This window comes from Micromonospora ureilytica (assembly GCF_015751765.1).
Classification (GTDB): Bacteria; Actinomycetota; Actinomycetes; order Mycobacteriales; family Micromonosporaceae; genus Micromonospora; species Micromonospora ureilytica.
In genome coordinates this window covers 4,536,199-4,559,905 of record NZ_JADOTX010000001.1, presented here as the reverse complement: position 1 = coordinate 4,559,905, position 23,707 = coordinate 4,536,199, and the positions used below count along the sequence as shown (strand labels likewise).

Here is a 23,707-nt window from a genome sequence, read left to right as displayed (position 1 = left end):
GCTTCGTGGCTTTCGCCCCCTATGTCGCGACAGAAAGTGCAAGATCGCGCAAGGCAACGCGGGCCGGCCCGCGAACCCGGCCCATTAACCGCGCCCACTCACCGTCCCCACTTAGGCACGCCGCAGGGACCCTCCGGTTTATCTCATGCCGCGGAGCGCGGTCTGTAGGCGTTCCTGGGCGCGGCGGCGGCGCTCGTTGCTCGCGCCGAGCACCAGCAACAGGATGCCCACCGGGATCAGCGCCAGCCACGGGCCGAGACTGAACAGGGCGTGGATCGCGGTGATCGCGGTGACCGACGCGCCGACGATCACCGGTGCCTGCTGTCGACTGGACGAGCCGAAGATCAGCACCGCGACCGCGCCGAGCAGCAGCAGCATCTGCCGCATCGTGCTGGACTCGGTGGCCACCACGATGGCCAGCGTCGGCACGAAGGCCGCGACCAGCGCCGGCCCGTACGCCACCCAACTGCTCATGTCCGGTCGGTGACGCAGCTCCAGGACTCCGACGAGGAGGGCCAGCGCGGCGAACGGCAGCGTGTACGCCTCGGGCAGCGCCACGTCGGCGACTCGCATCAGGATCCACCACGCGGTGATCTCACAGACCACCACAGCCCAGAACAGGATCCGGCGTTCCACCGGCCGGCGGCCGGGCCGGGTTGCCGCCACTCCGAGGACAGCGCCCCAGGCGGCCAGCAGGGCGGCGATGTGTCGGGGCGAGTCGAAGGCGAGGGCCAACGCGATAAGCGCGGCAGCGTACCCGGTCCACTCGACAGTGGAGGCTTCCCGCTGCGCCTCGGGGCGGCGCAGCCGGGGCAGGGTCGCGGCGAGCACCTGTAGGACCGCGCCGACGGCCAGCACTCCGAACGCGGACCAGACCGCGGCCAGGCCGGCGACCAGGCCGGCGGTGAGTACGAAGAGCTGCGCCATGAGTGAGGCGAAGAGCCAGCCGAGGATGCGCGCCCGCTGGGTGGTGCCGAACAGCGCCGCCACCGCGCCCACCCCGACCGCGCTGCCGAGGGTGAGCAGGGTCATCTGCCGGTCGGCCAGGCTGCCGGCGAGCCCGGCGCTGCCGCCGGCCAGACCGATGGCGAACACCAGCACCCGGGCCAGCCGCAGCGAGCGGGCCCGCTCGACCAGCGGCGGCGGTGGCGTCAGTGCGAGACCGAGCATCGCGATGGTGAAGACGGCGAGCGCGGCGAAGGTGCTGGCGGGCCAGCCCTGGCCCAGCGCGATGGGTGCGATCAGCAGCGTGACGGCTGCCCCGGGCAGCACCACCGGCACGGCCCGGGACCGGCGGCCGCCGCTGAACCCGGTGGCGGCCAGCGCGGCGGTCGCGGTGAGCAGCAGCGCCGTCAGCACGTGGGTCGGGTTGACCACGTCCGGCGGTGGGGTGAGCAGTTCCGGCGGCGGGCCCTGCCAGATCCGGGTCAGTGTGCGGTGCGGCTCGACCAGGGCGGCGACCAGCGCGGGTGCGATCGAGGCGAGTGCCAGGGCGGTCGGAAGGGCCGCCGCGGCCAACGCGCCCGCCGCGGGGTTGACCCGCCACCGTCGTCGCTCCGGGTCGTCCGGCAGCCGCCGGAGGGCGCCGTCGAGTCGTACCGCCCAGCGTCGGACCGGCTGGGCGGCGCCGGTGGGCGGCACGGTGGCCGCGCGGATCAGCTCGGCCAGCACGCCGAGCAGGGCGGCGGCGGCCGCGTAGACGCCGGCGGCGAGGCCGGTGGGGATGGCGGCGAGGGCGCTGATGGTGGCCCCGCCGACCACCGCCACGCTGACCCAGGGCAGATATTGCGGGACCTGCCGGCGGACCGCGGCCACGGCGGCCAGGCCGAGGCTGGTCGCGGCGAGCGCGGCGGTCAGCACCACCTGCGCAGAGTGTTCGAACTCGGCGGCCAGTGCCGCTACCGCACCGGGGAGGGCCAGCAGGGCGGCACCGATCGCCGCGCCGCCGATCTGCGCCAGGTGTGGCGGCAACCCCTCGGTGTCGATGTCGGCGACCTGTGGGCCGGCGAGGACACGGGCCAGCGTGGCCACCACCACGCCGATCAGAGCGATGCTGCCGAGCGCCAGGGCCGTGGTCCACGGGCGGACCAGTCCGGCTCCGGCGGCGTGCAGCGCGACGACCCCGGCCACTGTGGCCCGGGACAGCCCGGCGCGCGCCTCCTCCGTGGCCGCCGCGGCCATGCCGAACACGGTGGCGACCATCCCGCCGACCAGAACCGGCGACCACCAGGCCAGGTCGAACGCGGCTGGAGCGCCGATCGTGGCGAGCACCACCGCCACGCCGGACACGTCCCAGCGCCAGGGCGGCGGGAGCAGGATGCCGGCGGCGAGGGCCAACAGCGCCAGCGCGACCGGCGCCTGCCAGGTGGCACCGCCGACGGGGGCGGCCGGCCAGTCGCTCAGGTCGCCCCTCCAGATCGGGCCGGGGGTGGCCAGTACGCCGACGCCACCGCGCACCGCCGACCAGCCGGCGAGTACGCCGATCAGGACACCGCCGACGGTGAGGCCGAGGATCGGCCCGCGTCGCCACTCCTCCGGCATGCTGCGGGCGCCCACGGCGACCACCAGGAGCAGGGCGGCGGCCACCGCCAGCTGCCCGCCCGGGGCGAGCACCGCACCGATCCGTACCAGCGTGGCGATCAGGGCGGTGGTGACCGCCGCGGCGGCCAGGTCCGAGCCGTCGAGGGTGAGGTCGGCTCGACGGCCGGCGTCGATGGACGGGGCCAGGAAGAGCAGCACCGCCGCGACCAGCAGGAGCGCGCCGACCCAGGCGTCGGCGACTGTCGCGCCGGGCGCTCCGAACGCGGCGGCGGTGACCAGCAGCGCGCCCAGCCCGGTGCCGACCGACAGCGGCGCGGGGATGTGGCGCTGGGAGACCTGCACGACGGCGGCGTAGCCGAGGGTCACGCAGACCGCCAGGAAGCTGGCCGCCAGGACCGGGACGGTCACCTCGCGGAGGCTCGCCGGGGTGAGGGTCGGGTCACTCGGCATGGTGGCTGCCACGAACGCGGCCACCGCCCCGGGCAGCGCGAACGCGGCGCCACCGGAGGCCCAGGCGGTGACCGTGTCGGAGGCGGCCGAGGCGATCCGGATCCGGGGTGCCAGCGCGACAAGCGTGCCGGCCACGAACAGGGTGATCAGGACCGCGGCCGTGAGGGTGGGGCTGGACAGGCTGGCACCTGCTCCGAACAGGCCGACCACGGCCGCCCCGATGGCGTGCGCCACCGCGGCTCGGTCGGTGCGGGCGGAGAGCCCGATCACCCCGATGCCGATCGCGGTGACGACCATCGGCCAGGGTGCCGTCGTCCAGCCGAGACCGAACGAGGCCGGGACGGCGAGCGCGGTCAGCGCCGCGCCGGCGACCGCGAACTCCCGGCGGATCTCGGCGGGCAGGGCCAGCACCGCCGCGATGGTGAGCAGGAATGCGGCACCCGCGAGTTGCCAGGTGGTGGGCCCGACCGCGGCGGCCAACTCGCCCGGGTACCGGCTGAGGTCGGGGTCCCAGGCGGGCAGTGCCGCCCGGACCGGTGCCACCCCGGCGCGTAGCGCGCCGCCGGCGACCACCAGACCACTGACGGTCAGCGCCACCGCGGAGGCGATCTGTGGGCCACGTCGGGCGGCCTCCGGGACCGCGCGGACCGCCAGCCCGGTCACCGTGATGACCGCCGCGATCAGCAGTAGCGCCCGGCCGGGGAGTGCCACCGAGGCGATTCGGCTGAGCGCGCCGATCACGGCCAGGGTGACGATGCCGGCCGCGACGTCGGGCAGCGGCGGGCGACGCAGCACCAGCGCGCCGGCCAGCCCGATCATGGCGGCCAACACCAGCACCACCCCGGCGCCCGTCGCGGTCGGCACGGTCTCGGCCCGCAGCAGGGCGGTGACCCCGTACGCCAGCGAGACGGCGACCGCCAGCGCGTGCAGCAACCAGGTCAGCTCACGCAGACCGGGCACCGGACGGGTCGGCAGCGGGTCGGCGGAGCCCGCGCTGGCGTCGATCAGCTCGGCGGCCTCCTCCTGGTCGCCCTCGGGGCGACTCTCGGCGTCGCGTTGGCGAGGCGCCGACGGCGTGCCCGGCGACGGCAGGTCCTGCCGGGCGGGGCGCTCGACGGTCACGCCGGAGCGGGCCAGGCCGAGGTTGACGAGGGCGACCAGGGCCAGCACCAGCGCCCAGCCGCCCGGCCCGGTGATCTGGTCGTACGCCAGCAGAGGCAGCACCGGCTGCGCGGCGAGCACTGTGGCGAAGCGGGGCGCGCGCAGACCCGTCCAACCGGCGTACCCGAATGCGACGGCTGCGGTGACCGCGAAGATCACCCCGGCGAAGACCGTGGCGGAGCCGCCGCCGGCGCCGATCCGGTCCACCGCCCAGAGGGCGTTGCCGGCGAGCGGCACCAGTAGCAGGCCGACGGCGGCGATGGTCTCGGCGGTCGAGGTGAGCCCGCGTCGGGCCAGTGCCGGTGGGGCGAGCAGCATCAGCACGGTGGCCAGGAGCAGGATGCCCAGCCGGGCCAGCGCGTCCATCGAACTGGTGGCCACCGCGGCGAAGACCACCGCGGCCACTCCGAGCAGCAGCGCGCCCAGCCCGAGGGGGATGTTCTGCACCTCGCGGGAGGATGCCTCCGGTGGGTGCTCCGGGTCGTCCACGTCCAACCAGGTGCCCCGGGGCGGGGGCGGCGGCGGATCCTCCGGGGCGGGCGAAGTGCCCTGGCGGGGCACCCGCGGTGGCGCCCCCATGGTGGCGGTCGGTGGCCGCCGGCCGGGGCGGCGGCGGAGCACCCGGCGTGGCCGGGTGGCCTGCTTGATCCGCTCCTCGCCCGCGTGGGCGAGGATATCCCGCTGGAAGAGCGCGGCCTGCATCTTGGCGGCGATCTGCCGCTGCTCGCGCGCGATGGCGGCGTCGCGCGCCTTCATCTCCGCGATCGAACGCTCAATATCGGCCAGGTGCTCGACCCACTGTGGTTGATCTGCCCCACAGTGCGGGCATCGGACGGCCGGCTTGATCTCCCGGCCGCACGAGGAGCATTGAAAGGTCGCCACGACACCCCTCCACCCGCACTGTGGACTCCCACTGTCGCAGCATGCCCAAAGCTGGCGCGGATTTCGACTCTTGTCGGCGGGTCCCGGGCAAACAACGACACCGGCCGGCCATCGAGACGCTCGATGACCGGCCGGTGGCGTCGGTTTCGTCAGGGGCGACCCATGCCCCGGTACTCCCAGCCCGCCTGCGTCCACAGTGCCGGGTCGAGGCAGTTGCGGCCGTCGACGACCTTGCGGCCCTTGACCAACTCGCCGAGGGCGACCGGATCGGCGTTGCGGAAGTCGGCCCACTCGGTGAGGACGCAGACCAGGTCGGCGTCGCTGACCGCCTCGTTGATGCTGGTCTCGTACGTCAACTCGGGAACCGCGCGGCGGGCGTTCTCGGTGCCCTGCGGGTCGTACACGTGGACGTCGGCGCCGGCCTTCTGCAGCAGCGCGGCGACGGCGAGCGCCGGGGCGTCGCGGACGTCGTCGGTGTTGGGCTTGAAGGTGGCACCGAGCACGGCGATCCGGGTACCGGAGAAGTCCGGGCCGGCCGGGCCGGAGCGGCGGCCGAGCAGGTCCGCGGCGAGCTGGAGCACCCGGGTGCGCCGGCGCAGGTTGATCAGGTCGACCTCGTGCAGGAAGCGCAGCGCCTCGCCGGCGCCCAACTCCTGGGCGCGGGCCTGGAAGGCCCGGATGTCCTTGGGCAGGCAGGCGCCTCCGAAGCCGAGGCCGGCCTGGAGGAACCGGTTGCCGATCCGCGGGTCGTAGCCGATGGCGCGGGCCAGTTGGGTGACGTCGCCACCGGAGGCCTCGCAGACCTCGGCCATCGCGTTGATGAAAGAGATCTTGGTGGCGAGGAAGGCGTTCGCGGCGACCTTGACCAGCTCGGCGGTGGCGAAGTCGGTGACCACCAGGGGCACCTCGCGGTCCTCGGTGGCGGCCAGGTCGAACACACCCTTGTGCGCGGCGTAGAGCATGCCGTTGGCCCACTCGCTCTTGACGCCGACCACGATCCGGTTGGGCCGCAGGACGTCGTCGACGGCGAAGCCCTCCTGGAGGAACTCGGGGCTCCACGCCACCTCGACGTCCAGGTCGTGGGGGGTGTGCTTGCCGACGAGCTGCTCGACCCACTCGGCGGTGCCGACCGGCACGGTGGACTTGCCGACGATCAGCGCCTTGCGGGTCAGGTGCTGGGCGAGGCTGGTGACCGACGCCTCGACGTACGACAGGTCGGCGCCCATGCCGCCGGCCCGCTGAGGGGTGCCGACGCAGATGAAGTGCACGTCACCGAACTCGGCGGTCTCGGCGATGTCGGTGCTGAACCGGAGCCGGCCGGCGGCGAGGTTGCGCCGGAGCAGCTCGTCCAGGCCGGGCTCGTGGATCGGCACCTGGCCCGCGTTCAGCATCGCGATCTTGTCGGCGTCGACGTCGAACCCGAGGACCTCGTACCCCAGCTCCGCGTAGCAGATGGCGTACGTCGCACCGAGGTAACCAGTCCCTAGGAACGTCACCCGCGGCCGGGGTGCGCCCGAGGGCGGAGTCACCGCGGCGATGACGGGGGTCGGCTGGATGGTGGGGTAGGGGATCGTCACGCCTGTCTTCTCCGCTCGCGCTGGCGTCGCGTCGTCGCGTCGCATTCTGCTGCGGCACCTGGGCGGGGCACCGGAGGGTCGCTCACTGTCTCGGTCTTCATCATCGTCGAGCGCGTCAGGTGCACCATCTTGCCCATGCCTACGCGCCGGTAACATCACCTGAACTGCAGTCGCTACTCTTCAGTCTGCGCGGTCGGCGGTCAGGAGTCGTCACAGACTGCGCATGATAGCGGTGAAGGGGAGGGCCGAGATGGCCGCAGGGGAGTCGTTCGACGTCTACCGGTTGCCTGATGAGCACCAGGCGATCCGGGAAGCGGTGCGTGAGGTCTGCGCCGCGAAGGTGGCTCCGCACGCCGCGGAGGCCGACGAGACCGGGGAGTTCCCCAAGGCGTCCTACGACGCGCTGCGGGCGGCCGACTTCCACGCCCCGCACATCCCCGAGGAGTACGGCGGCGCGGGCGCGGACGCGCTGGCCACCGCCATCGTGATCGAGGAGGTGGCCCGTGCCTGCGCATCCTCCTCGCTGATCCCGGCGGTGAACAAACTTGGCACGATGCCACTGTTGTTGTCCGGTTCGGCCGACCTCAAGAGTCGGTACCTGACGCCGGTCGCGGCCGGTGACGCGATGTTCTCGTACTGTCTCTCCGAGCCGGAGGCTGGCAGCGACGCGGCGTCGATGACCACCAGGGCGGTACGTGACGGGGATCACTGGGTGCTCAACGGTGTGAAGCGGTGGATCACGAACGCCGGCGTGTCCGAGTTCTACACAGTTTTCGCCGTTACCGAACCGTCCGCCCGGTCCCGGGGCATCTCGGCCTTTGTCGTCGAGAAGTCCGATCCCGGGGTGAGCTTCGGCGCCCCGGAGAAGAAGCTCGGCATCAAGGGCTCGCCCACCCGTGAGGTCTACCTCGACAACGTGCGGATCCCCGCCGACCGCATGATCGGCGCGGAGGGCACCGGCTTCGCGACCGCGATGAAGACCCTGGACCACACCCGGGTCACCATCGCCGCGCAGGCCGTCGGGATCGCGCAGGGCGCGCTCGACTACGCGAAGGGGTACGTGGCCGAGCGTCGGCAGTTCGGCAAGGCGGTCGCCGAGTTCCAGGGGATCCAGTTCATGCTCGCCGACATGGGCATGAAGCTCGAGGCGGCCCGGCAGCTCACGTACGCGGCTGCCGGCAAGTCGGAGCGCGGCGACGCGGATCTCACCTACTTCGGCGCGGCGGCGAAGTGCTTCGCCTCCGACGCCGCCATGGAGATCACCACCGACGCGGTGCAGCTGCTCGGTGGCTACGGCTACACGCGGGACTACCCCGTCGAGCGGATGATGCGGGACGCCAAGATCACCCAGATCTACGAGGGCACGAACCAGGTGCAGCGGATCGTGATGGCGCGGGAGCTCCTGAAGGGCTGATCCGGGTCCGTTGGCAGCTCATGGCAGGTGCGGGTAGGGCATACCCCACCTGCCATCTTCCCGCTCACCGGCTGTCGGCCAGGGCAGGCAACTTCATAGGGTCACAGGACAGTCACCGAACAGGTTTCCTGTCCGTTCCGGAGGTTGTCCCGTGAGCCATTCCATCAAGGACCCGCCCGTCGAGAGCCCAGCGTCGTCCGGGACGCTGTCCCGGATCGTCGACGTCGACGCGTTACGCGCCGTGGCGCTGCTCTTCATCCTGGTCGTCAACATCGCCTTCTTCGCCTCCGGCTATCCCTTCCAACTGGTTCCGGATCCCGCACACGACTCGTGGGGCGACCAGGCGGTCCTGTGGCTGGTCGAGCTGCTCTTCACGATGAAGGCGTACCTGCTCTTCTCCTTCCTGTTCGGCTACAGCTTCACGCTCCAGCTTGATTCCGCCGCGCGGCGCGGCGTCGACATCGCCCCACGGTTCCGGCGACGGCTGGCCGGGCTCTTCGTGCTCGGCATCCTGCACGCGGTGCTGCTGTTCCAGGGCGACATCCTGGCCACGTACGCGTTGCTCGGTCTGGTCCTGCTCGCCATGCGGAAAGTCCGCGTCGGGACCGCGCTGCGCGTCGCCGTGCTGCTGACCGGCGTGATCGGCTTCGTCCTCGCGCTCGCCGCCACGAGCGGAACCCAGCTGGTCACCGATCCGGCGTCGGCGCTGGCGGCGGGACAGCGGTCCACCGAGGCACTACAGGGTGGGATCGGCACACTGATCACCGAGCACGTACGCCAGCTGCCGGCGATGTTCGGCACGCTCCTCGTGCAGGGGCCGCTCGCCCTCTCGGCCTTCCTCTTCGGTTACGCGGCCGGGCGGCGCCGGCTGCTCACCGACGTCGCCGGGAACCGGCAGCTCCTGCGCCGGGTGCAGCAGCTGGGCTATCCGATCGGCCTGGCCGGCGCGGTGGTCTTCGCCTCGGGCGGGGGCACCGCCAACCTGACCGGGCTGACGGCGGGCGTGCTCACCGCGCCGCTGCTCGCGGCCGCGTACGCCGCCACACTGCTCCAGTTCTTCCAGACCGACCGGGGGCGGCGGGTCGTCGCCGTACTCGCGCCGGCCGGCCGGATGTCCCTGTCGAACTACCTGGGTCAGTCGCTGCTCTGCGTGCTGGTCTTCACAGGCGTCGGGCTGGGCCTCGCCGGTGCCGTCGCGCCCCCGGTCGTCGTCCTCATCGCGGTCGCGATCTACTGTGCGCAGCTCGCCGCGAGCGCAGCGTGGATGGCCCGCTTCCGGTACGGGCCGATGGAGTGGCTGTTGCGGGCCTGGACCGAGCAGCGGTGGCCACGACTGCGGGCCACGGACCCGGCATAGGTCGCTGGACCGCACGTCCGGTGCTCCGGGAGTCCGGAGCACCGGAGCGTCCGTCACTGGTCGGGGGCGGTCTCGCTCACCGGCCGCACGGGGCAACCCCGCAGGGCGTACGCGAGCAGTCCGGTCACCGCCAGGATGACGGCGCAGGCGGTGGCGGCGGTGGTGCCGGCGGGTTGGATCAGCCAGCCGGCGACCTGCATCTTCAGGTCGCGACTGGGCCCCATCATCGGTAGGACCGCGATGAGGGTCCAGGTCAGCGGGGCGATCCAGGCCAGGGCGGCGCCCAGCACTGTGGCGCCGAGCGCGGTGAGCCCGAGTAGCCCCGCGGTGTTGCGCAGTATGAGGGCGAACGGCTCGTAGCGCGTGTCGGTGATCATGCTGAGGGACAGCAGCGCGGTGATCGCGGCGGCGGCGAGCAGCAGGTGCCCGGCGCGTCGTACCGGCCAGTTGACCGCCATGGTGTGGTCGAGGGCGTCGTCGGCGCCGTTGAGGGTGGTGCCGACCGCGACCGCCGCCAGCATGATGGCGAGGCTGGCCGTCCGGGCGCTGATGGTCACCGAGTCCGTATAAGCCAGCGATAGCGCCCACGCCAGCGCGATCAGGGCGGTCACGGTGGCCAGGGCGAGGGGGACCCGACGGGAGCGCAGGTGCAGCTGGAGCCACCTCACTGCTGGTCCGCCGGCAGGATCGCCACCAGCTCGTCGTCCCGGCAGGCCAGTACGCCCTCGCGTGCCGCTGCCATCCGACGTCGTTGCTCGACCTCCGGCAGGCTCACCAGCGCCTGGTACGCGCTCTCCAGCCCCGCCGTCTCCTCGGGTGCCCACCCCTGTTGCGGAGCCGGTGGTCGACCGGTCAGCCAGGCGGCGGCGACCATCCGGGCCCGGTACACGTCGCCCCGAACCGCCTGGTCGCCGCACTCCTGCTGCCAGGTCGCCTTCAGCAGGGACGGCAGGAAGTAGTCGCCGGACAGGTCGGCCCGCCCGCCCCGGTCGATCGTGGGGGTGTCGAACACGATCGTGTCGGCGGAGTGCCGGGGCGGTGCCTGGTCCGGGTCCAGCCGCGCCCAGTAGCTGACCTGTTGGGTCTCCACCGCCCGGACCGGTGCGTTGGGGAGCTTCGCCGCGATCGTGGCGAGCGCCTGGCGGGCGGGGCCGACGACGGCGGGCAGCAGCCCGGCGTGCGCCCGCGTCACGCAGACCTGCGGGCCGTCGTTGTCGCAGACCAGTTCGATGGCGACCGGGTCGACGACCGCCGCACCGCGGGCTCCGCCGACGGGCAGCAGCGGTAGCGCGACCGCGACGCCGAGCACCGCCGGGAGCACGGCGAACGCGATGGCGCGGCGACGGACCGCGCCGAGCAGCAGCAGGCCGGTAGCGGCGAGGGACACCAGCCACAGCGCCTGGAGCAGGCTGACCCGCGTCGCGATCGTCTGGAAGTCGTCCAGGCCGGTGAAGGTCGGTAGGAGCAGCACCCCTGCCGGTTCCGGCCGGAACTGCGCGATCCCCGCACCCGACGTGTCGCGTGCCGTGGCCAACTCCGGCACCAACCCCACCAGGACGAACCCGACCACGGCGAGGATCGGCGCGGTGATCACCCGGGGCACGGCCCGGCCGGCGGCCATCCCCAGCCAACCCGCCGCGATCAGCGCCGGAACGCCGACCGCTGTGACGACGATCGTCGCGGTCGGGAAGTATGCCGACGTCGGCACCACCCATCCGGCCGCGATCACAAAGACCAGGATGTACGCGGTCACCACCGTGACCGCGAGGGCGCTGGCGGTCGGAACGACGCGCTGCCACCGCGGCCGGACGGTGCTGGCGAACAACTCGTTGACCCGGTGGCGCGCGTCGCGCCGGCCCATCCACGCCCCACCGGCCAGCGCGAGTGGCAGCAGCACCATCAGCATCGACCGGGCGAGCACCGCCAGCTGCATCCACCGCCCCGCGAAGAACTCGGTGGACGACAGCAGCAACGCCGCGCCGGTCACCAGCAACAACAGGCCGATGCCCAGCGCCGCCGAGCGGCGCAGCTCGATGCGGAGAATGCGTCCCGTCATGCCGACACCCGCCCACGGTAGGCGCGCAGCAGCGACGAGTAGCCACGTTCGGTGGCGCTGTCGCCGGCGTCGCCGGCCCCGCCCTGCTCGGTGAGCTGCCCGGTGGTGCCCTGCCACACCAACCGGCCCTCACTGATGAGCACCACGTCGGAGCAGGCCACCGCGACGTCCTCGACCAGGTGGGTGGAGACGAGTACGCAGCTGTCCAGGCCGATCTCCCGCAGCAGCTCGCGGAAGTCGAGGCGCTGCTCCGGGTCGAGGCCGACGGTCGGCTCGTCGAGCAGCAGCACCGCCGGGTCGTTGACGATCGCCTGGGCGATGCCGGCGCGGCGCAGCATCCCGCCGGACAGCGTCTTCATTCGCGAGTCGGCGCGGTCCGCCAGACCCACCCGTTCGACGGCCCGCTGCACGGCGCCCGGGATGACCGCCTTCGGCATCTCCTTGAGCCAGGCGACGTACTCGACGAACTCCCGGACCGTGAAGCGCGGGTAGAAGCCGAAGTGCTGCGGCAGGTAGCCCAGGCCGCGGCGTACCTGGCGGAGGTCGGCGTTGCCGGTGACCTCGCCGCCGAGCAGGGTCAGCCGCCCACCGGCCGGTTTCAACACCGTGGCCAGGGCTCGCATCAACGTCGTCTTGCCGGCGCCGTTGGGGCCGAGCAGCCCGTGCACACCGGTGCCCAACCTCAGGTCGAGCTCGTTGACCGCGAGGTGTCGGCCGGCCCGGACCTGCAACTTCTCGGCGTGCACCGCCCACGCATAGGTGGACGGCGCGGTCTCCGCCACGCTGACCGTACGCATCATGATCTCTCCATTCGGCAGTGGCTCGACGTCGTCATCGGTGCAGAAGGCTCTGGTGCGGATCGTGCGGCCGTCGGCGCGCCTGGACGAGCACGACGGCCGTCAACGCCACGGTGGTGAGCGCCCACCCGGGCAGGCTGCCGCCGGTGAGGATCGCCGGGAGGTGCCCGTCGGCGAGGCTCGGCACGACCACACCGGCGGACCAGGCGACGGCCAGCGCGAGTGCCGCGCGGTCGACCCCCACGACCGTGCCCAGCGCCAACGCGCCGGCGGTGAACCCCAGGACGGGCAGCAACCAGAGCCCGGGGGAGTGCCCGGTGAACCAGCCAGCCACTGCCAGCACCGGTATGACCGCCGACAGCACCCCCAACGTGCGGCGCATCAGCAGCGGCAAACCGGTGCGGGGCATGGTGGCCGTCAGTTCCCAGGCCGGGTCGAGGCGCCGGCTCCAGACCGCGGCCACCGGCAGCAGCGGCGCCACCGGCGCGATCAGCAGCACCAGCGACGGCAGGCTGTCGAACGTCCATTCGAACAGGGCCGCGGCCAGCATCAGCCCGGTGGCGGTGACCAGCCAGGGCAGGACCCGTGCGGCGACCCCGGTGCGCAGCAGCCGGCGACGGCGTATCGGACCCGGGCCGGTGGCGATTCCGCTGGCGATGCCGTCCGCCACCCGGTCCAGCAGGTCCCGCGTTCCGGGGTCGGCGGCGTCGGTCAGCACCGCGCGGCAGGCGGCACAGCCCTCCAGGTGCGCCTCGACCGCCCAGATGGTGGTGTCGTCGACGTCGGCGCCACCGGAGGCGTACTGGGAGATGAGGGTGGGTGTCGGGTGAGTGGTCATGACAGCGCCTCCCGGAGGGCGATTCGGGCCCGGCGGGCACGGGTCTTCACGGTCCCCTCCGGCATGCCGAGCAGCAGGGCGGTCTCCCGCGCGGTCAACCCGTCGAGGACCATCGAGCGCAGCACCTGACGGAGTTCCGCCGGCAGCGCGTGCAGGGCACGCTCCAGGTTGGCGTCCAGCCCGCCGGCCAGCGCCTCGTCCTCGGCCGCGGGGGCCACGGTCTCGAAGGTCTGCACCGCCGGGACGCGTTCCCGTCGGGCCCGGTGGCGGAACGCGTCGATCAGCCGGTGCGCGGCGATCGTCCACAGCCAACCCAGCGCGCTGCCGGAGGCGGACGACTGCGCCTGGCTGCCGGCCGACCGCCAGACCGCCAGGTACGTCTCCTGCAGCACCTCGGCCACCACGTCCTCGTCGGCGCAGCGCCGACGCAGTCGCGCGGTCAACCACGGGGAGGTACGCCGGTACAGCGCGTCGAACGCGCGCCGGTCGCCCCGAGCGACGCGGCGCAGGAGCTCACCCTCGTCGAGCCCGTCCAGACTTCGTCTCACAACAGGCAAGACGACGCGTACCCCGGCCCTGGTTTCGATTCTCTTGTGACCCCGGTCACAGCTTGTGCGGCCGGACGGAGCAGCGTGACTCCCCACACACCGGGAACGTCGTCCGCCGCCGAGGTGTTGCCGACCGAGGGAATCACCCTCGGATCATCGCCCACCTGGCCACCCCCGCCACGACCCTGCCTCGTCACGTCCACGCCGCCCACCGCCGGGCACCCCACACCGTCCGCCGCGTCCGCGCGGTCCCGGTGCCGCCCAGCGCCGCCGCTCGTGACGACGCACCAGCTTCCGCAGAGAGATCGAGATGATGAAGCAGTTGGTGGACAAGACCGGACGCGATTCCGCCGTCGCGCAAGAGGTGCTGCCCGGCGACCTCATGACCAACCGGCAGCGGGCGCAGCTCGTCCTCGTGCTGGGCGCGTTGATCGCGATCGGGCCGTTGACCATCGACATGTACCTGCCCGCGCTGCCCGCCATCACGGCGGGCCTGCAGACCACCGAGACCGCCGTGCAGTTGACGCTGACCGGCACGCTCATCGGTCTCGCGTTGGGTCAGTTGTTGATCGGGCCGCTCTCCGACGTGGTCGGGCGGCGGGTGCCGCTGCTGACCGGGTTGGCCGCGCACATCGTGGCCTCCGTGCTGTGCGTCTTCGCACCCAACATCGAGGTGCTCGGCGGGCTGCGCGTACTCCAGGGGCTCGGCGTCGCCGCCGCCACGGTGGTCGCGACGGCCGTGGTCCGCGACCTGTTCAGCGGTGCCTCCTTCGCCCGGATCTTCTCCCGGCTGATGCTCGTCATGGGCCTGGCGCCCATCCTCGCGCCGACGCTGGGCAGTGGCCTGCTGGGCTGGACCGACTGGCGGGGCGTCTTCGCGGCGCTGGCGGTGCTGGGCGCGCTGCTGATCATCGTGGCCGCGTTCCGGCTCCCGGAGACCCTTCCGGTGACACGTCGGCGGCACGGCGGGGTGCGCGCCGCCCTGCGCGACTACCGGGGGTTGGTCAACGACCGGGCGTTCGTCGGCCTGGTGCTGGTCGCCGGGCTGGCGATGGCGGCTCTGTTCGCGTACGTCTCCGGTTCGTCGTTCGTGCTCCAGCAGGAGTACGGCCTCGACGAGCAGCAGTTCGGCATCGCCTTCGGGGCCGGCGCGGTGGGCCTGATCGGGGCCACCCAGTTCAACGTGCGGTTGCTGCGCCGCTACACCTCGCAGCAGATCCTGGTCAGCGCCCTGATCGGCGGAACGGCGGCTGGCCTGCTGCTGGTCATGTTCGCGGCGACCGGCGTCGGTGGCCTGGGCACCCTGCTCGCGTCACTGTGGCTGGTCCTGGCCGCCGCCGGCCTCGCCCTGCCGAACGCGCCCGCACTGGCCATGAGCCGGCACAGCGAGGCCGCTGGCACCGCCGCGGCGATGCTCGGCGCGGTGCAGTTCGGCATCGGTGCGGTGTCGGCGCCACTGGCCGGTCTGTTCGGCACCGGGAGCGTACCGATGGCGATCGTCATCGCGGGCGGCATGGCCGCCGCGCTGATCGTCATGCTCTTCGTCGTTCCCCGCGCCAGCCTCGGCACTGTCGACAGGGACCTGGCGGTCGCGCTGCACTAGGGCGGAAGGGACGAAAGGGGCGGGCCGGACGACCGGCCCGCCCCGACGATCAGCGGATCTCGGTGGTGTCCTCGGGGCGCGGCTGGCCGCGCGGTGGGGCGGACCAGGGTGATTCGCCGCCCACTCGGCGGGGCAGCGGTTCGGTAGGTGTCGAGTCGGCTGGGTAACCCAGAGTGAGGGGCGCGGTGTCCCGCTCGGCGGGCGTGGGGGTCGGCCAGTCGGTCAACGTGAAGTTGTCGTTGCCGGGGCCTCCGTCCGACGCGGGGGTGGGTGCCGTGGCCGGATCGGTCGCCGGGCTCGGCCACTGCCGCCAACGCTGTTGGCTGAAGGTCGCCACCATCAGCAGCAGGCCGATCAGGAAGAGCGTGCCGTTCTCCACGGGCAGTCGCAGCGGCAACGGGTCGCCGAACACCTTCCACTCGTGCGGGATCGTGTCCCGCACCGAGAAGGGCGCCACGAACATCCCGATGTACGGGGTGACCAGCAGCGCCCCGGCCACCAACGGGCCCAGCGGCGAGAAGCGCAGCGTGCCGAGCAGGCCCAGCAGGACACCGCCGACGCCGAGATAAACGGCCGGCTCGATCAGGTTCGCGGTGTTGAACGTGCCGGTCTCCACCCAGCGGTCGACCGTCCGGCTCGACCCGTCCTGCCCCAGTGTGACCAGCACCCAGGTGATGGGCGCCACCACCAGCCCGGCGAGGAAGCTCCAGAGATGTCGCATCCGCGCACCGTACCGTTTTCGACATGACTGAGCACCTCTCCGCCGCTCCGACCGGCAAGCCGACGTCGTACTCGCGCGTCACTCTCAGCAAGATCATGACCGCGGTGGACGTGAACCTCTACGGCACCGTGCACGGCGGGGTTCTGATGAAGTTCGTCGACGATGTGGCCGGGGCCGCTGCCGCGCGACACAGCGGCGGGACCGCCGTGACCGCGGCGATCGACGAGATCGTCTTCTCGGAGGCGGTCCGGGTCGGTGATCTGGTGCACGCGCACGCCCAGGTCAACTGGACCGGCCAGACCTCGATGGAGGTGGGTGTGCGGGTGGTCGCCGAGCGGTGGGACTCGGCCGAGGACGCGCCGGTCCGGGTGGCCACCGCGTACCTGGTGTTCGTCGGCGTGGACGTGGGCGGGGCGCCGCGGACGGTCCGCCCGGTGCTGCCGGAGACGGCGGAGGACGAGCGCCGGTACAAGGAGGCGGAGATCCGCCGTGCGCACCGTCTCGCCCGCCGTCGCGCCATCCAGGCCCACCGAGCTGGCTGACCCCACATGAGATGCCGGGTTGGAGTGTGGGGCGGGCACGCGTCGGTCGGCCCACCCGGTGCGCAGAATGGCGCTTCGAGGTAGGGCAAGATGGCGCCACGGCCCAGTCACAGTGTCGTGTCGGGCCAGGGGGAGGGTGGAGCAGTGGGTGACATGCTGTGGGCGCCGCCGGCGGACGTACGCGAGCGGTCCCGGATCGGCGCCTACCTGCGCTGGCTGCGGGAGCACCGCGGGTTGGACTTCGCCGACTACGACGCGCTGTGGCGCTGGTCCACCACCGACCTGGACGGGTTCTGGCGCTCGATCTGGGATCACTTCGAGGTGATCGCGCACACCCCGCCGACCGCCACCCTGGCCCAGCGGGCAATGCCGGGCGCCCGGTGGTTCCCCGACGCCACGCTGAACTACGCGGAGAACGTGCTGCGGATGCCGGGGCGGGCCGACGACGACCCGGTGGTGATCTCCCACGGGCAGACCCGCCCGCCGGTCACGCTGACCGCCGGTGAGCTGCGCGAACAGGTCCGCCGGGTGTCGGCCGGGCTGCGCCGGCTCGGCGTCACCGCCGGTGACCGGGTGGCGGCGTACGCCCCGAACATCGCTGAGACGTACGTCCTGCTGCTGGCCACCGCCAGCCTGGGCGCGATCTTCTCATCCTGCGCGCCCGAGTTCGGCACCCGCAGTGTCACCGACCGCTGGCAGCAGATCGAACCGACAGTGCTGGTCGCCGTGGACGGCTACCGGTACGGCGACAAGCCGGTGGACCGGCGTGCCGAGGTCGCCGCGATCCGGGCCGCCCTGCCGTCGGTGCGCCACACCGTCAGCATCGGCTACCTCGACCCGACGAGTCCCGCGCCCGAGGGCGCGCTGGGCTGGGCCGAGCTGGCCGCGCCCACCGACGAACCGTTGACGTTCACGCCGGTGCCGTTCGACCACCCGCTCTACGTGCTCTACTCCTCGGGCACCACCGGGCTGCCGAAGCCGATCGTGCACGGCCACGGCGGCATCCTGCTGGAGCACCTGAAGATGCTCGCCCTGCACCACGACCTGGGCCCGACCGACAGGTTCTTCTGGTTCACCACCACCGGTTGGATGATGTGGAACTTCCTGGTCTCCGGCCCGGCGGTGGGTGCGGCCATCGTCCTCTTCGACGGCAACCCAGGGGTCCGGGCGGAGCCCGGCCATCCGGCCGAGCCGGACCTCGGCGGGCTGTGGCGGCTGGCGGCGGAGACCGGCACCACGTACTTCGGCACCTCCGCGCCGTACCTGCTGGCCTGCCGCAAGGCCGGGCTGGTCCCCCGGGACGTCGCCGACCTGTCGGCGTTGCGCGGCGTGGGTTCCACAGGTGCGCCGCTGCCCGCCGAGGGCTTCCGCTGGGTGTACGAGACCGTCGGCGAGCACCTCCAACTCCAGTCGCTCTCCGGCGGCACCGACGTGTGCACCGGCTTCGTCGGCGGGGTGCCGCTGCTGCCGGTGTACGCCGGTGAGATTGCCTGCCGGGCGCTGGGCGCGAAGGTGGAGGCCCGTTCCGCCGACGGCACGCCGGTCATCGGCGAGCTGGGCGAGCTGGTGATCACCGAACCGATGCCGAGCATGCCGGTGGGCTTCTGGAACGACAGGGACGGCACCCGCTACTTCGAGGCGTACTTCGACGTCTACCCGGGTGTCTGGCGGCACGGTGACTGGATCACCATCAACGAGCGGGGTGGCTGCGTGATCACCGGACGCTCCGACGCCACCCTCAACCGCGGTGGGGTACGGCTCGGCACCGCCGAGTTCTACTCGGTCGTCGAAGGGCTCGACGAGGTGGTCGACTCGGTGGTCGTGCACCTGGAGGACGACGAGGGTGGTGCCGGGGAGCTGCTGCTCTTCGTGGTGCTGGCCGAGGGTCTGGAGTTGGACGACCCGATGCGCACGAAGATCTGTCGTGAACTGCGCTCGGCGCTCTCACCCCGGCACGTGCCCGACGAGATCCATCAGGTGCGTTCGGTGCCGCGTACCCTCTCGGCGAAGAAGCTGGAGGTGCCGGTCAAGAAGATCCTCACCGGCACTCCGGTCGACCAGGCCGCGGCCAAGGGGGCCCTGGCCAACCCCGAGTCCCTGACGGCCTTTGCCGCCCTGGCGAAGTCCCGAACCCCAGCCTGACCCCCGTCCCCCGCGATCTTGCACTTTCTGTCCCGACCTAAGGGGCATTCCACACATCCCGACAACCGAAACTGCAAGATCGACGGGGTGGGGTGCGTTAGGGCAGGGGGTGGGTGACTTTTTCTGCGGTCAGGCGGGCTGGCAGGCGAGTCGGGTCCTGGTTGGCGCAGAGGACCACGGTGGCGCCCCGGGTCAGCGGGGCCAACAGCCAGTCGACCGCGTCGGGGTAGCGGGTGGCGTCCACGAGGATCCGCGCGCCGGGCTCGATGCCCAACTCGGTGGCGCGGGTCTCGGCGCGGCTCAGCAGGTGCGCGTCGGTGGGGCCCGGACCGGATTGTGCCGTGAAGTGGTCACCGTGTCCGCGTACCTCGACGACGTAGTCCGCGAACCCGGGCGGCACCTGCCGTAGTGGGGCGGCGAGCGGGGCCAGCCCGAGGGCGTACCGCTCGTCGGCGGACCAGGACTGCGCCTCGTCGAACTGGTCGACGGCGGCGAAGAGCACCCCCACGTCGCCCGGGGTGTCCACGACGCTCAGCTTGGCCGACCAGCAGCCCAGCAGCACCGCCGCGGTCTGCCAGTGTGGCGGTAGCAGCACGCCGGCCGGGGTGCCCGGCGCGAGGCCGACCTCGTCGACGAGAAGGTTGGCGGTCTTCGCCACCCAGTTCGCCAGGGTGGCGCCGGAGAGTTCGGTGCGGTCGCCGGTGGCGTCGTCGTACCAGGTGAGCAGCGGTCGGGTCGGGTCGGTCGCGATCGCGTCGGCGAACACCCGGGCAATGTTGTCGGCCATCGGCGCGAACGATACGCCAGTGAGGGCCGTACTCGATGACGATGACAAGTCGGCGTACCGTCGGGTCGCAGTCAGCGTCGGCCCCGCGCTCCGGCGTAGGCTTGGGCCCCGGAGTGTTGTTCCCCACAGACCCGCCATTACAAGGAGTCGCCCCGTGACCGCCGGTCGCCCGCCCCGCGTGCTCATCGACGCCACGAGTGTCCCCACCGACCGTGGTGGTGTCGGTCGATACGTCGACGGTCTACTCGGTGCCCTCGGCAAGGTGTGCGGGTCGGGGGTGGAGCTGGCGGTGGTCAGTCTCCGCACCGATCTGGAGCGCTACACCCGTATGCTGCCCGGCGCGGAAATCATCCCCGCCCCCGCCGCCGTGGCGCACCGCCCGGCCCGGCTCGCCTGGGAGCAGACCGGCCTGCCGCTGCTCGCCCAACAGGTGGGCGCAGAGGTGCTGCACTCGCCCTTCTACACCTGCCCGCTGCGGGCCGGGTGTCCGGTCACGGTCACCGTGCACGACGCGACGTTCTTCACCGAGCCGGAGCATTACGACAAGTCCCGCCGCACGTTCTTCCGCAGCGCCATCAAGACCTCGATGCGCCGCGCCAACCGGGTGATCGTGCCCAGCAAGGCCACCCGCGACGAGCTGATCCGGCTGCTCGACGCCGACCCGACCCGCATCGACGTGGCCTACCACGGCGTCGACCAGGCTGCCTTCCACGCTCCCACCGAGGAGGAGAAGGCCCGCGTACGCGCCCGTCTGGGGCTCGGCAACAGCAGCTACGTCGCCTTCCTCGGCGCCAAGGAGCCCCGGAAGAACGTGCCCAACCTGATCCGTGGGTGGGCGCGGGCGGTGGCCGATCGGGTCGACCCGCCGGCCCTGGTGATCGCCGGTGGGCAGGGGCACGACGAAGACATCGACCGGGCGGTGGCCGAGGTTCCGTCGCACCTGCGTCTGCTGCGTCCCGGCTACCTGCGTTACGCCGACCTTCCGGGTTTCCTCGGTGGCGCCCTGGTCGCCGCGTACCCGTCCTACGGCGAGGGCTTCGGGCTGCCGATCCTGGAGGCGATGGCGTGCGCAGCCCCGGTGCTGACCACGCCCCGGCTCTCACTGCCCGAGGTGGGCGGCGACGCCGTCGCGTACACCTCCGAGGACCCGGAGCAGATCGCCACCGACCTGGCCGCCCTGCTCGACGACGAGCAGCGGCGGTTGTCGCTGGCGAAGGCGGGGTTCGACCGGGCCAAGGAGTTCACCTGGGAGTCCAGCGCCGAGGTGCACATCGCCGCGTGGAGTCGCGCCCGCTCCTGACCCTCCGCGCCGCTGCCGGTGACCCGTGCCACTTTGGGCAGGAACGTCGGGCATGATGTGCGGATGCTCTATGCGGTCATTCCGGCAGGTGGCAGTGGCACGAGGTTGTGGCCGTTGTCCCGTGCTGGCCATCCCAAGTTCCTCCACCCGCTGACCGGCACCAGCGCCTCGCTGCTCCAGGCGACAGTTGAACGGCTCGCGCCGCTGACCACACCGGACCGGACCCTCGTGGTCACCGGTGCCGCGCACGTTGCGGCGGTGGCACGGCAGCTGACCGTGCTGCCGGAGGACAACATCCTGGTCGAGCCCTCCCCCCGGGATTCCTGCGCGGCGATCGCGTTGGCCGCCGCGGTGATCGCGACGCGCGACCCGAACGCGGTGATGGGCAGCTTCGCGGCCGACCACCTGATCCGTGACCCGGACAGCTGGGTCGGCACGGTCCAGCAGGCGGTACGCGGCGCCGAGCAGGGCATGCTGATGACCGTCGGCATCACCCCGACCCGCGCGGAGACCGGCTACGGCTACCTGGAGACCGGCGACCCGACCGAGGGTGTGCCGTGGCGGCCGGTGGCCGAGTTCAAGGAGAAGCCGGCCGCCGAGGTCGCCGAGGCGTACGTCCGTTCGGGCCGGCACCTGTGGAACGCGAGCATGTTCGTGTGGCGGGTGGACGTCTTCCTCGCCGAGCTGGCCCGCCAGCAGCCGGGGCTGCACGCCGGCGTCACAGCGATCGCCGCCGCCTGGGGCACCCCTGAGCAGGACGAGGTCCTGGGCGCGATCTGGCCGACCCTGCCGAAGATCTCCGTCGACTACGCGGTGATGGAGGGCGCGGCCACGGCGGGTCGCGTCGCGACGGTGCCGGGCGACTTCGGCTGGAACGACGTCGGTGACTTCCACACCCTGGGCGACGTGCTGCCGGCCGACGAGGCCGGCAACGTGGTGCTCGGCACGGAGGCCAAGCCGGGCGTGCTGCTACGGGACAGCAGCAACCTCGTGGTCGTGCCGCAGTCGGGTCGGCTGGTGGCCGTCCTCGGTCTGCGCGACCTGATCGTGGTGGACACCCCGGACGCGGTGCTGGTCTGCCCGCGCGACCGGGCGCAGGACGTCAAGGCCCTGGTCGACGAGCTCAAGGAGCGAGGCGAAGAGGGCTACGTCTGAGGGCGGCGAGGGCCGGTGCGATCAGTTGGACGGTCCCGCCGGCCAGCGGCTCGGGCAGCTGGTCCGGTGGGAACCAGCCCAGCTCCTCGGCCTCGTCGCTGACCTGCTCCACCGCCGAGGGCGGGGCGAGCACCGCGAACCGGACGTCGTAGTGCGCCGAGCCGCCCTGGCACTGCACCTGGTGCACGTCCACGTCGATCGGCACCGGGTCGATGCGCAGGCCGGCGATCCCGGACTCCTCGGTGGCCTCGCGGAGCGCGGCGCCGACCAGGGTCTGGTCGATCGGCTCGCAGTGCCCACCGAGCTGCACCCACCGGCCGAACTTGACGTGCAGGCAGAGCAGCACCCGGGAGCCGGTGGAGTCCAGCACCAACGCGCTCGCGGTGATGTGCCCCGGCCGGTGCTGCCGGCTCATCGCGATCGGGCCGGCGGCGAGCAGGGCGAGGGTCCGGTCCCGCGCGCTGGCCGCCTCCGGACTGGTGGGCTGCCAGCCCTCCAGCAATGCGGTGGCGTCGGCGTGCAGCGCCGCATACCCCTCGGGGTCGATCGTGGGGGCGGTCGGGCCGGTGATCACGGTGTCAGGCACCCCGCCACTGTACGAGCGTGTGCTCCGTACGCTGGCTCGGTGACCTTGCGACTCGTCGAATTCGTGGTGGCCGGTAACGAGGCCAGCGATCTGTTGCCGGTGCGGTCGGCGGCGCTGCTGCGCGCGTACGGTGCCCGGCGGGGCTTCTGGACGGTGCTGGACGAGGGGCCGGTGGAGCGTTGCCTCGCGCTGCTGCTGGAGCGGGATGGCGGCGAGTGGACAGCCCGGCACGTGCGGGCGGACGCCGGTGTGGAGAACGGCCGGACCGAGGACGGTGAGGCGCTCGCCCACCACGACGGCTGGGTGTACGTCTTCGGCTCCCACTTCGGCTCGAAGGCGGGCCCGCTGCGACCTCGGCGCGCCTTCGTGGCCCGGTTCCGCGAGGACGACGCGGCGGCGGGGCCGGTGCCGGTGCACGTGGTGCGCAACTCGTTCCGACTCCATCGGGCGGTGAACGACGCTCTCGCCGCGTCGCCGTTGACAGTCCTGCCGGCGGGGGAGCGGGTGCGGGAAAGGTTCATCGTGGAGACGCTGGCGCGGGGGACCGTCCGGGAGAAGAGCTGGGTGAGCCGGTTGGCCCCGGACGACCTGCCGCTGAACGTGGAGGCGGCGGCCTTCACCCCGGCCGGGACGGTGCTGCTCGGGCTGCGTTTCCCGGTCACCGACGCCGGTGAGCCGATCCTGGTCGAGGTGGCCGGTGTGCCAGGCATGTTCACGGCCGAGCCGGCGTGGCCGCGGGCGTTGGGCGCGTACGTGTTGACAGCTGTCACGCCGCCGGGGCAGCTGACCGGCTTCCGCGCGATAACCCCGACCGTGGACGGCGGGTACGCGGCCGTGATCGGCTCGATCGACGCGTTGGGCAAGGGGTCGGTCCTGCTCGACGACCATCCGGGTGGGGGCGAGGTCACCTCCCGGCACGTCCGCTTCCGGCTTCCCGATGGCGAGTCGGGCGACGAACGCCGGCTCGTCGGGGAGACAGTGGCGGACCTGGCGCCGTTTCACCACGTCGAAGGCGTGGCGGAGCTGGACGGGCGACCGTTCTACGTCACGGACGAGGACCATCGGGTTGCGCTCTGGGTCGGCTGAGCCGGCGCGGGGTGGGATGACCGGACGGCACCTCCGCGGAGCAAGGGCCGCAGACCCTCGTGGTGCCGTCCGATCACCGGGGCCTCCCCGGTCCCGGTGCCCCGGCAGCACGGGCGTCGAGGACGCGCGGCGCCGTGTTCGGGCATGGGAAGCATGCCGAACCG

Annotated in this window: 18 protein-coding genes; 8 read left to right on the top strand and 10 right to left on the bottom strand. The window is 72.5% G+C overall.

The genetic code is table 11. The features are described from left to right. Nucleotides 1-138: 138 nt before the first annotated feature. Together IW248_RS20535 and IW248_RS20530 are read right to left on the bottom strand one after the other, a co-directional pair. Nucleotides 139-5,034, bottom strand: coding sequence for an SCO7613 C-terminal domain-containing membrane protein (locus IW248_RS20535; protein ID WP_196928292.1), 4,896 nt, complete (start codon nt 5,032-5,034; stop codon nt 139-141). A gap of 149 nt (nt 5,035-5,183) precedes the next feature. Continuing rightward, nucleotides 5,184-6,611 (bottom strand): UDP-glucose dehydrogenase family protein, encoded by a 1,428-nt coding sequence (locus IW248_RS20530; RefSeq protein WP_196928291.1) that lies wholly within the window; start codon nt 6,609-6,611, stop codon nt 5,184-5,186. 250 nt (nt 6,612-6,861) lie between these two features. On the opposite strand from IW248_RS20530, the gene IW248_RS20525 reads away from it, so the two are divergent. Both IW248_RS20525 and IW248_RS20520 read left to right on the top strand, forming a co-directional pair. Beyond that, nucleotides 6,862-8,025: an acyl-CoA dehydrogenase family protein gene (locus IW248_RS20525; RefSeq protein WP_124822207.1), complete on the top strand. Its 1,164-nt coding sequence runs from the start codon at nt 6,862-6,864 to the stop codon at nt 8,023-8,025. Between the two features lie 151 nt (nt 8,026-8,176). After that, a complete protein-coding gene (locus IW248_RS20520) occupies nt 8,177-9,382 on the top strand; it encodes a DUF418 domain-containing protein (RefSeq protein WP_196928290.1) in 1,206 nt (401 codons plus the stop codon). A 53-nt stretch (nt 9,383-9,435) separates the two neighbouring features. Here IW248_RS20520 and IW248_RS20515 read toward each other — a convergent pair whose 3' ends face one another. Genes IW248_RS20515 through IW248_RS20495 form a run of 5 tightly spaced genes read right to left on the bottom strand, consistent with a single transcriptional unit; the run spans nt 9,436 to nt 13,621 of the window. After that, a complete protein-coding gene (locus tag IW248_RS20515; protein WP_196928289.1) occupies nt 9,436-10,050 on the bottom strand; it encodes a hypothetical protein in 615 nt (204 codons plus the stop codon). Then, on the bottom strand, nt 10,047-11,438 hold the full coding sequence (locus IW248_RS20510; protein ID WP_196928288.1) for a hypothetical protein: 1,392 nt from the start codon (nt 11,436-11,438) through the stop codon (nt 10,047-10,049). Before IW248_RS20510 ends, IW248_RS20515 begins: the two co-directional genes overlap by 4 nt. Then, nucleotides 11,435-12,235, bottom strand: coding sequence for an ABC transporter ATP-binding protein (locus IW248_RS20505; RefSeq protein ID WP_196930288.1), 801 nt, complete (start codon nt 12,233-12,235; stop codon nt 11,435-11,437). Before IW248_RS20505 ends, IW248_RS20510 begins: the two co-directional genes overlap by 4 nt. Nucleotides 12,236-12,269: 34 nt before the next feature. Continuing rightward, a complete protein-coding gene (locus IW248_RS20500) occupies nt 12,270-13,073 on the bottom strand; it encodes a cupin domain-containing protein (RefSeq protein ID WP_196928287.1) in 804 nt (267 codons plus the stop codon). After that, complete coding sequence (locus IW248_RS20495; RefSeq protein WP_196928286.1) at nt 13,070-13,621, bottom strand: RNA polymerase sigma factor; 552 nt, start codon at nt 13,619-13,621, stop codon at nt 13,070-13,072. Before IW248_RS20495 ends, IW248_RS20500 begins: the two co-directional genes overlap by 4 nt. 310 nt (nt 13,622-13,931) lie before the next feature. On the opposite strand from IW248_RS20495, the gene IW248_RS20490 reads away from it, so the two are divergent. Beyond that, nucleotides 13,932-15,224 (top strand): multidrug effflux MFS transporter, encoded by a 1,293-nt coding sequence (locus IW248_RS20490; RefSeq protein WP_231396373.1) that lies wholly within the window; start codon nt 13,932-13,934, stop codon nt 15,222-15,224. A 49-nt stretch (nt 15,225-15,273) separates the two neighbouring features. On the opposite strand, the gene IW248_RS20485 is transcribed toward IW248_RS20490, so the two are convergent. Then, nucleotides 15,274-15,945, bottom strand: a complete 672-nt coding sequence (locus tag IW248_RS20485; protein WP_196928285.1) for a hypothetical protein — start codon at nt 15,943-15,945, stop codon at nt 15,274-15,276. 23 nt (nt 15,946-15,968) lie between these two features. On the opposite strand from IW248_RS20485, the gene IW248_RS20480 reads away from it, so the two are divergent. Together IW248_RS20480 and IW248_RS20475 are read left to right on the top strand one after the other, a co-directional pair. Next, nucleotides 15,969-16,487, top strand: a complete 519-nt coding sequence (locus IW248_RS20480; protein WP_196928284.1) for an acyl-CoA thioesterase — start codon at nt 15,969-15,971, stop codon at nt 16,485-16,487. Between the two features lie 144 nt (nt 16,488-16,631). Then, nucleotides 16,632-18,629, top strand: coding sequence for an acetoacetate--CoA ligase (locus tag IW248_RS20475; protein WP_196928283.1), 1,998 nt, complete (start codon nt 16,632-16,634; stop codon nt 18,627-18,629). Between the two features lie 97 nt (nt 18,630-18,726). On the opposite strand, the gene IW248_RS20470 is transcribed toward IW248_RS20475, so the two are convergent. Further along, entirely contained in the window at nt 18,727-19,416 is a 690-nt protein-coding gene (locus IW248_RS20470; protein WP_196928282.1) for a TIGR03089 family protein, read from the bottom strand. Between the two features lie 154 nt (nt 19,417-19,570). Here IW248_RS20470 and IW248_RS20465 point away from each other — a divergent pair, with 154 nt between their 5' ends. Further along, nucleotides 19,571-20,716: a glycosyltransferase family 4 protein gene (locus IW248_RS20465; protein WP_196928281.1), complete on the top strand. Its 1,146-nt coding sequence runs from the start codon at nt 19,571-19,573 to the stop codon at nt 20,714-20,716. A gap of 63 nt (nt 20,717-20,779) precedes the next feature. Next, nucleotides 20,780-21,871 carry a mannose-1-phosphate guanylyltransferase gene (locus IW248_RS20460; RefSeq protein ID WP_124822199.1) on the top strand — a complete coding sequence of 364 codons (1,092 nt, stop codon included), beginning with the start codon at nt 20,780-20,782 and terminating at the stop codon, nt 21,869-21,871. On the opposite strand, the gene IW248_RS20455 is transcribed toward IW248_RS20460, so the two are convergent. After that, complete coding sequence (locus IW248_RS20455) at nt 21,840-22,457, bottom strand: NUDIX hydrolase (RefSeq protein ID WP_196928280.1); 618 nt, start codon at nt 22,455-22,457, stop codon at nt 21,840-21,842. The genes IW248_RS20460 and IW248_RS20455 overlap by 32 nt on opposite strands. 39 nt (nt 22,458-22,496) lie before the next feature. Between IW248_RS20455 and IW248_RS20450 the strand changes: the two genes are divergently transcribed. Continuing rightward, on the top strand, nt 22,497-23,543 hold the full coding sequence (locus IW248_RS20450) for a hypothetical protein (protein WP_196928279.1): 1,047 nt from the start codon (nt 22,497-22,499) through the stop codon (nt 23,541-23,543). The last annotated feature ends 164 nt before the right edge of the window (nt 23,544-23,707 follow it).

What these genes read in the sequence shown, in the direction of transcription:
- IW248_RS20490 (WP_231396373.1), top strand. Translation starts at nt 13,932, where the DNA reads ATGATGAAGCAGTTGGTGGACAAGACCGGACGCGATTCCGCCGTCGCG.
- IW248_RS20460 (WP_124822199.1), top strand. Translation starts at nt 20,780, where the DNA reads ATGCTCTATGCGGTCATTCCGGCAGGTGGCAGTGGCACGAGGTTGTGG.
- IW248_RS20500 (WP_196928287.1), bottom strand. Translation starts at nt 13,073, where the DNA reads ATGACCACTCACCCGACACCCACCCTCATCTCCCAGTACGCCTCCGGT.
- IW248_RS20525 (WP_124822207.1), top strand. Translation starts at nt 6,862, where the DNA reads ATGGCCGCAGGGGAGTCGTTCGACGTCTACCGGTTGCCTGATGAGCAC.
- IW248_RS20485 (WP_196928285.1), bottom strand. Translation starts at nt 15,945, where the DNA reads ATGCGACATCTCTGGAGCTTCCTCGCCGGGCTGGTGGTGGCGCCCATC.
- IW248_RS20470 (WP_196928282.1), bottom strand. Translation starts at nt 19,416, where the DNA reads ATGGCCGACAACATTGCCCGGGTGTTCGCCGACGCGATCGCGACCGAC.
- IW248_RS20480 (WP_196928284.1), top strand. Translation starts at nt 15,969, where the DNA reads ATGACTGAGCACCTCTCCGCCGCTCCGACCGGCAAGCCGACGTCGTAC.
- IW248_RS20505 (WP_196930288.1), bottom strand. Translation starts at nt 12,235, where the DNA reads ATGCGTACGGTCAGCGTGGCGGAGACCGCGCCGTCCACCTATGCGTGG.
- IW248_RS20510 (WP_196928288.1), bottom strand. Translation starts at nt 11,438, where the DNA reads ATGACGGGACGCATTCTCCGCATCGAGCTGCGCCGCTCGGCGGCGCTG.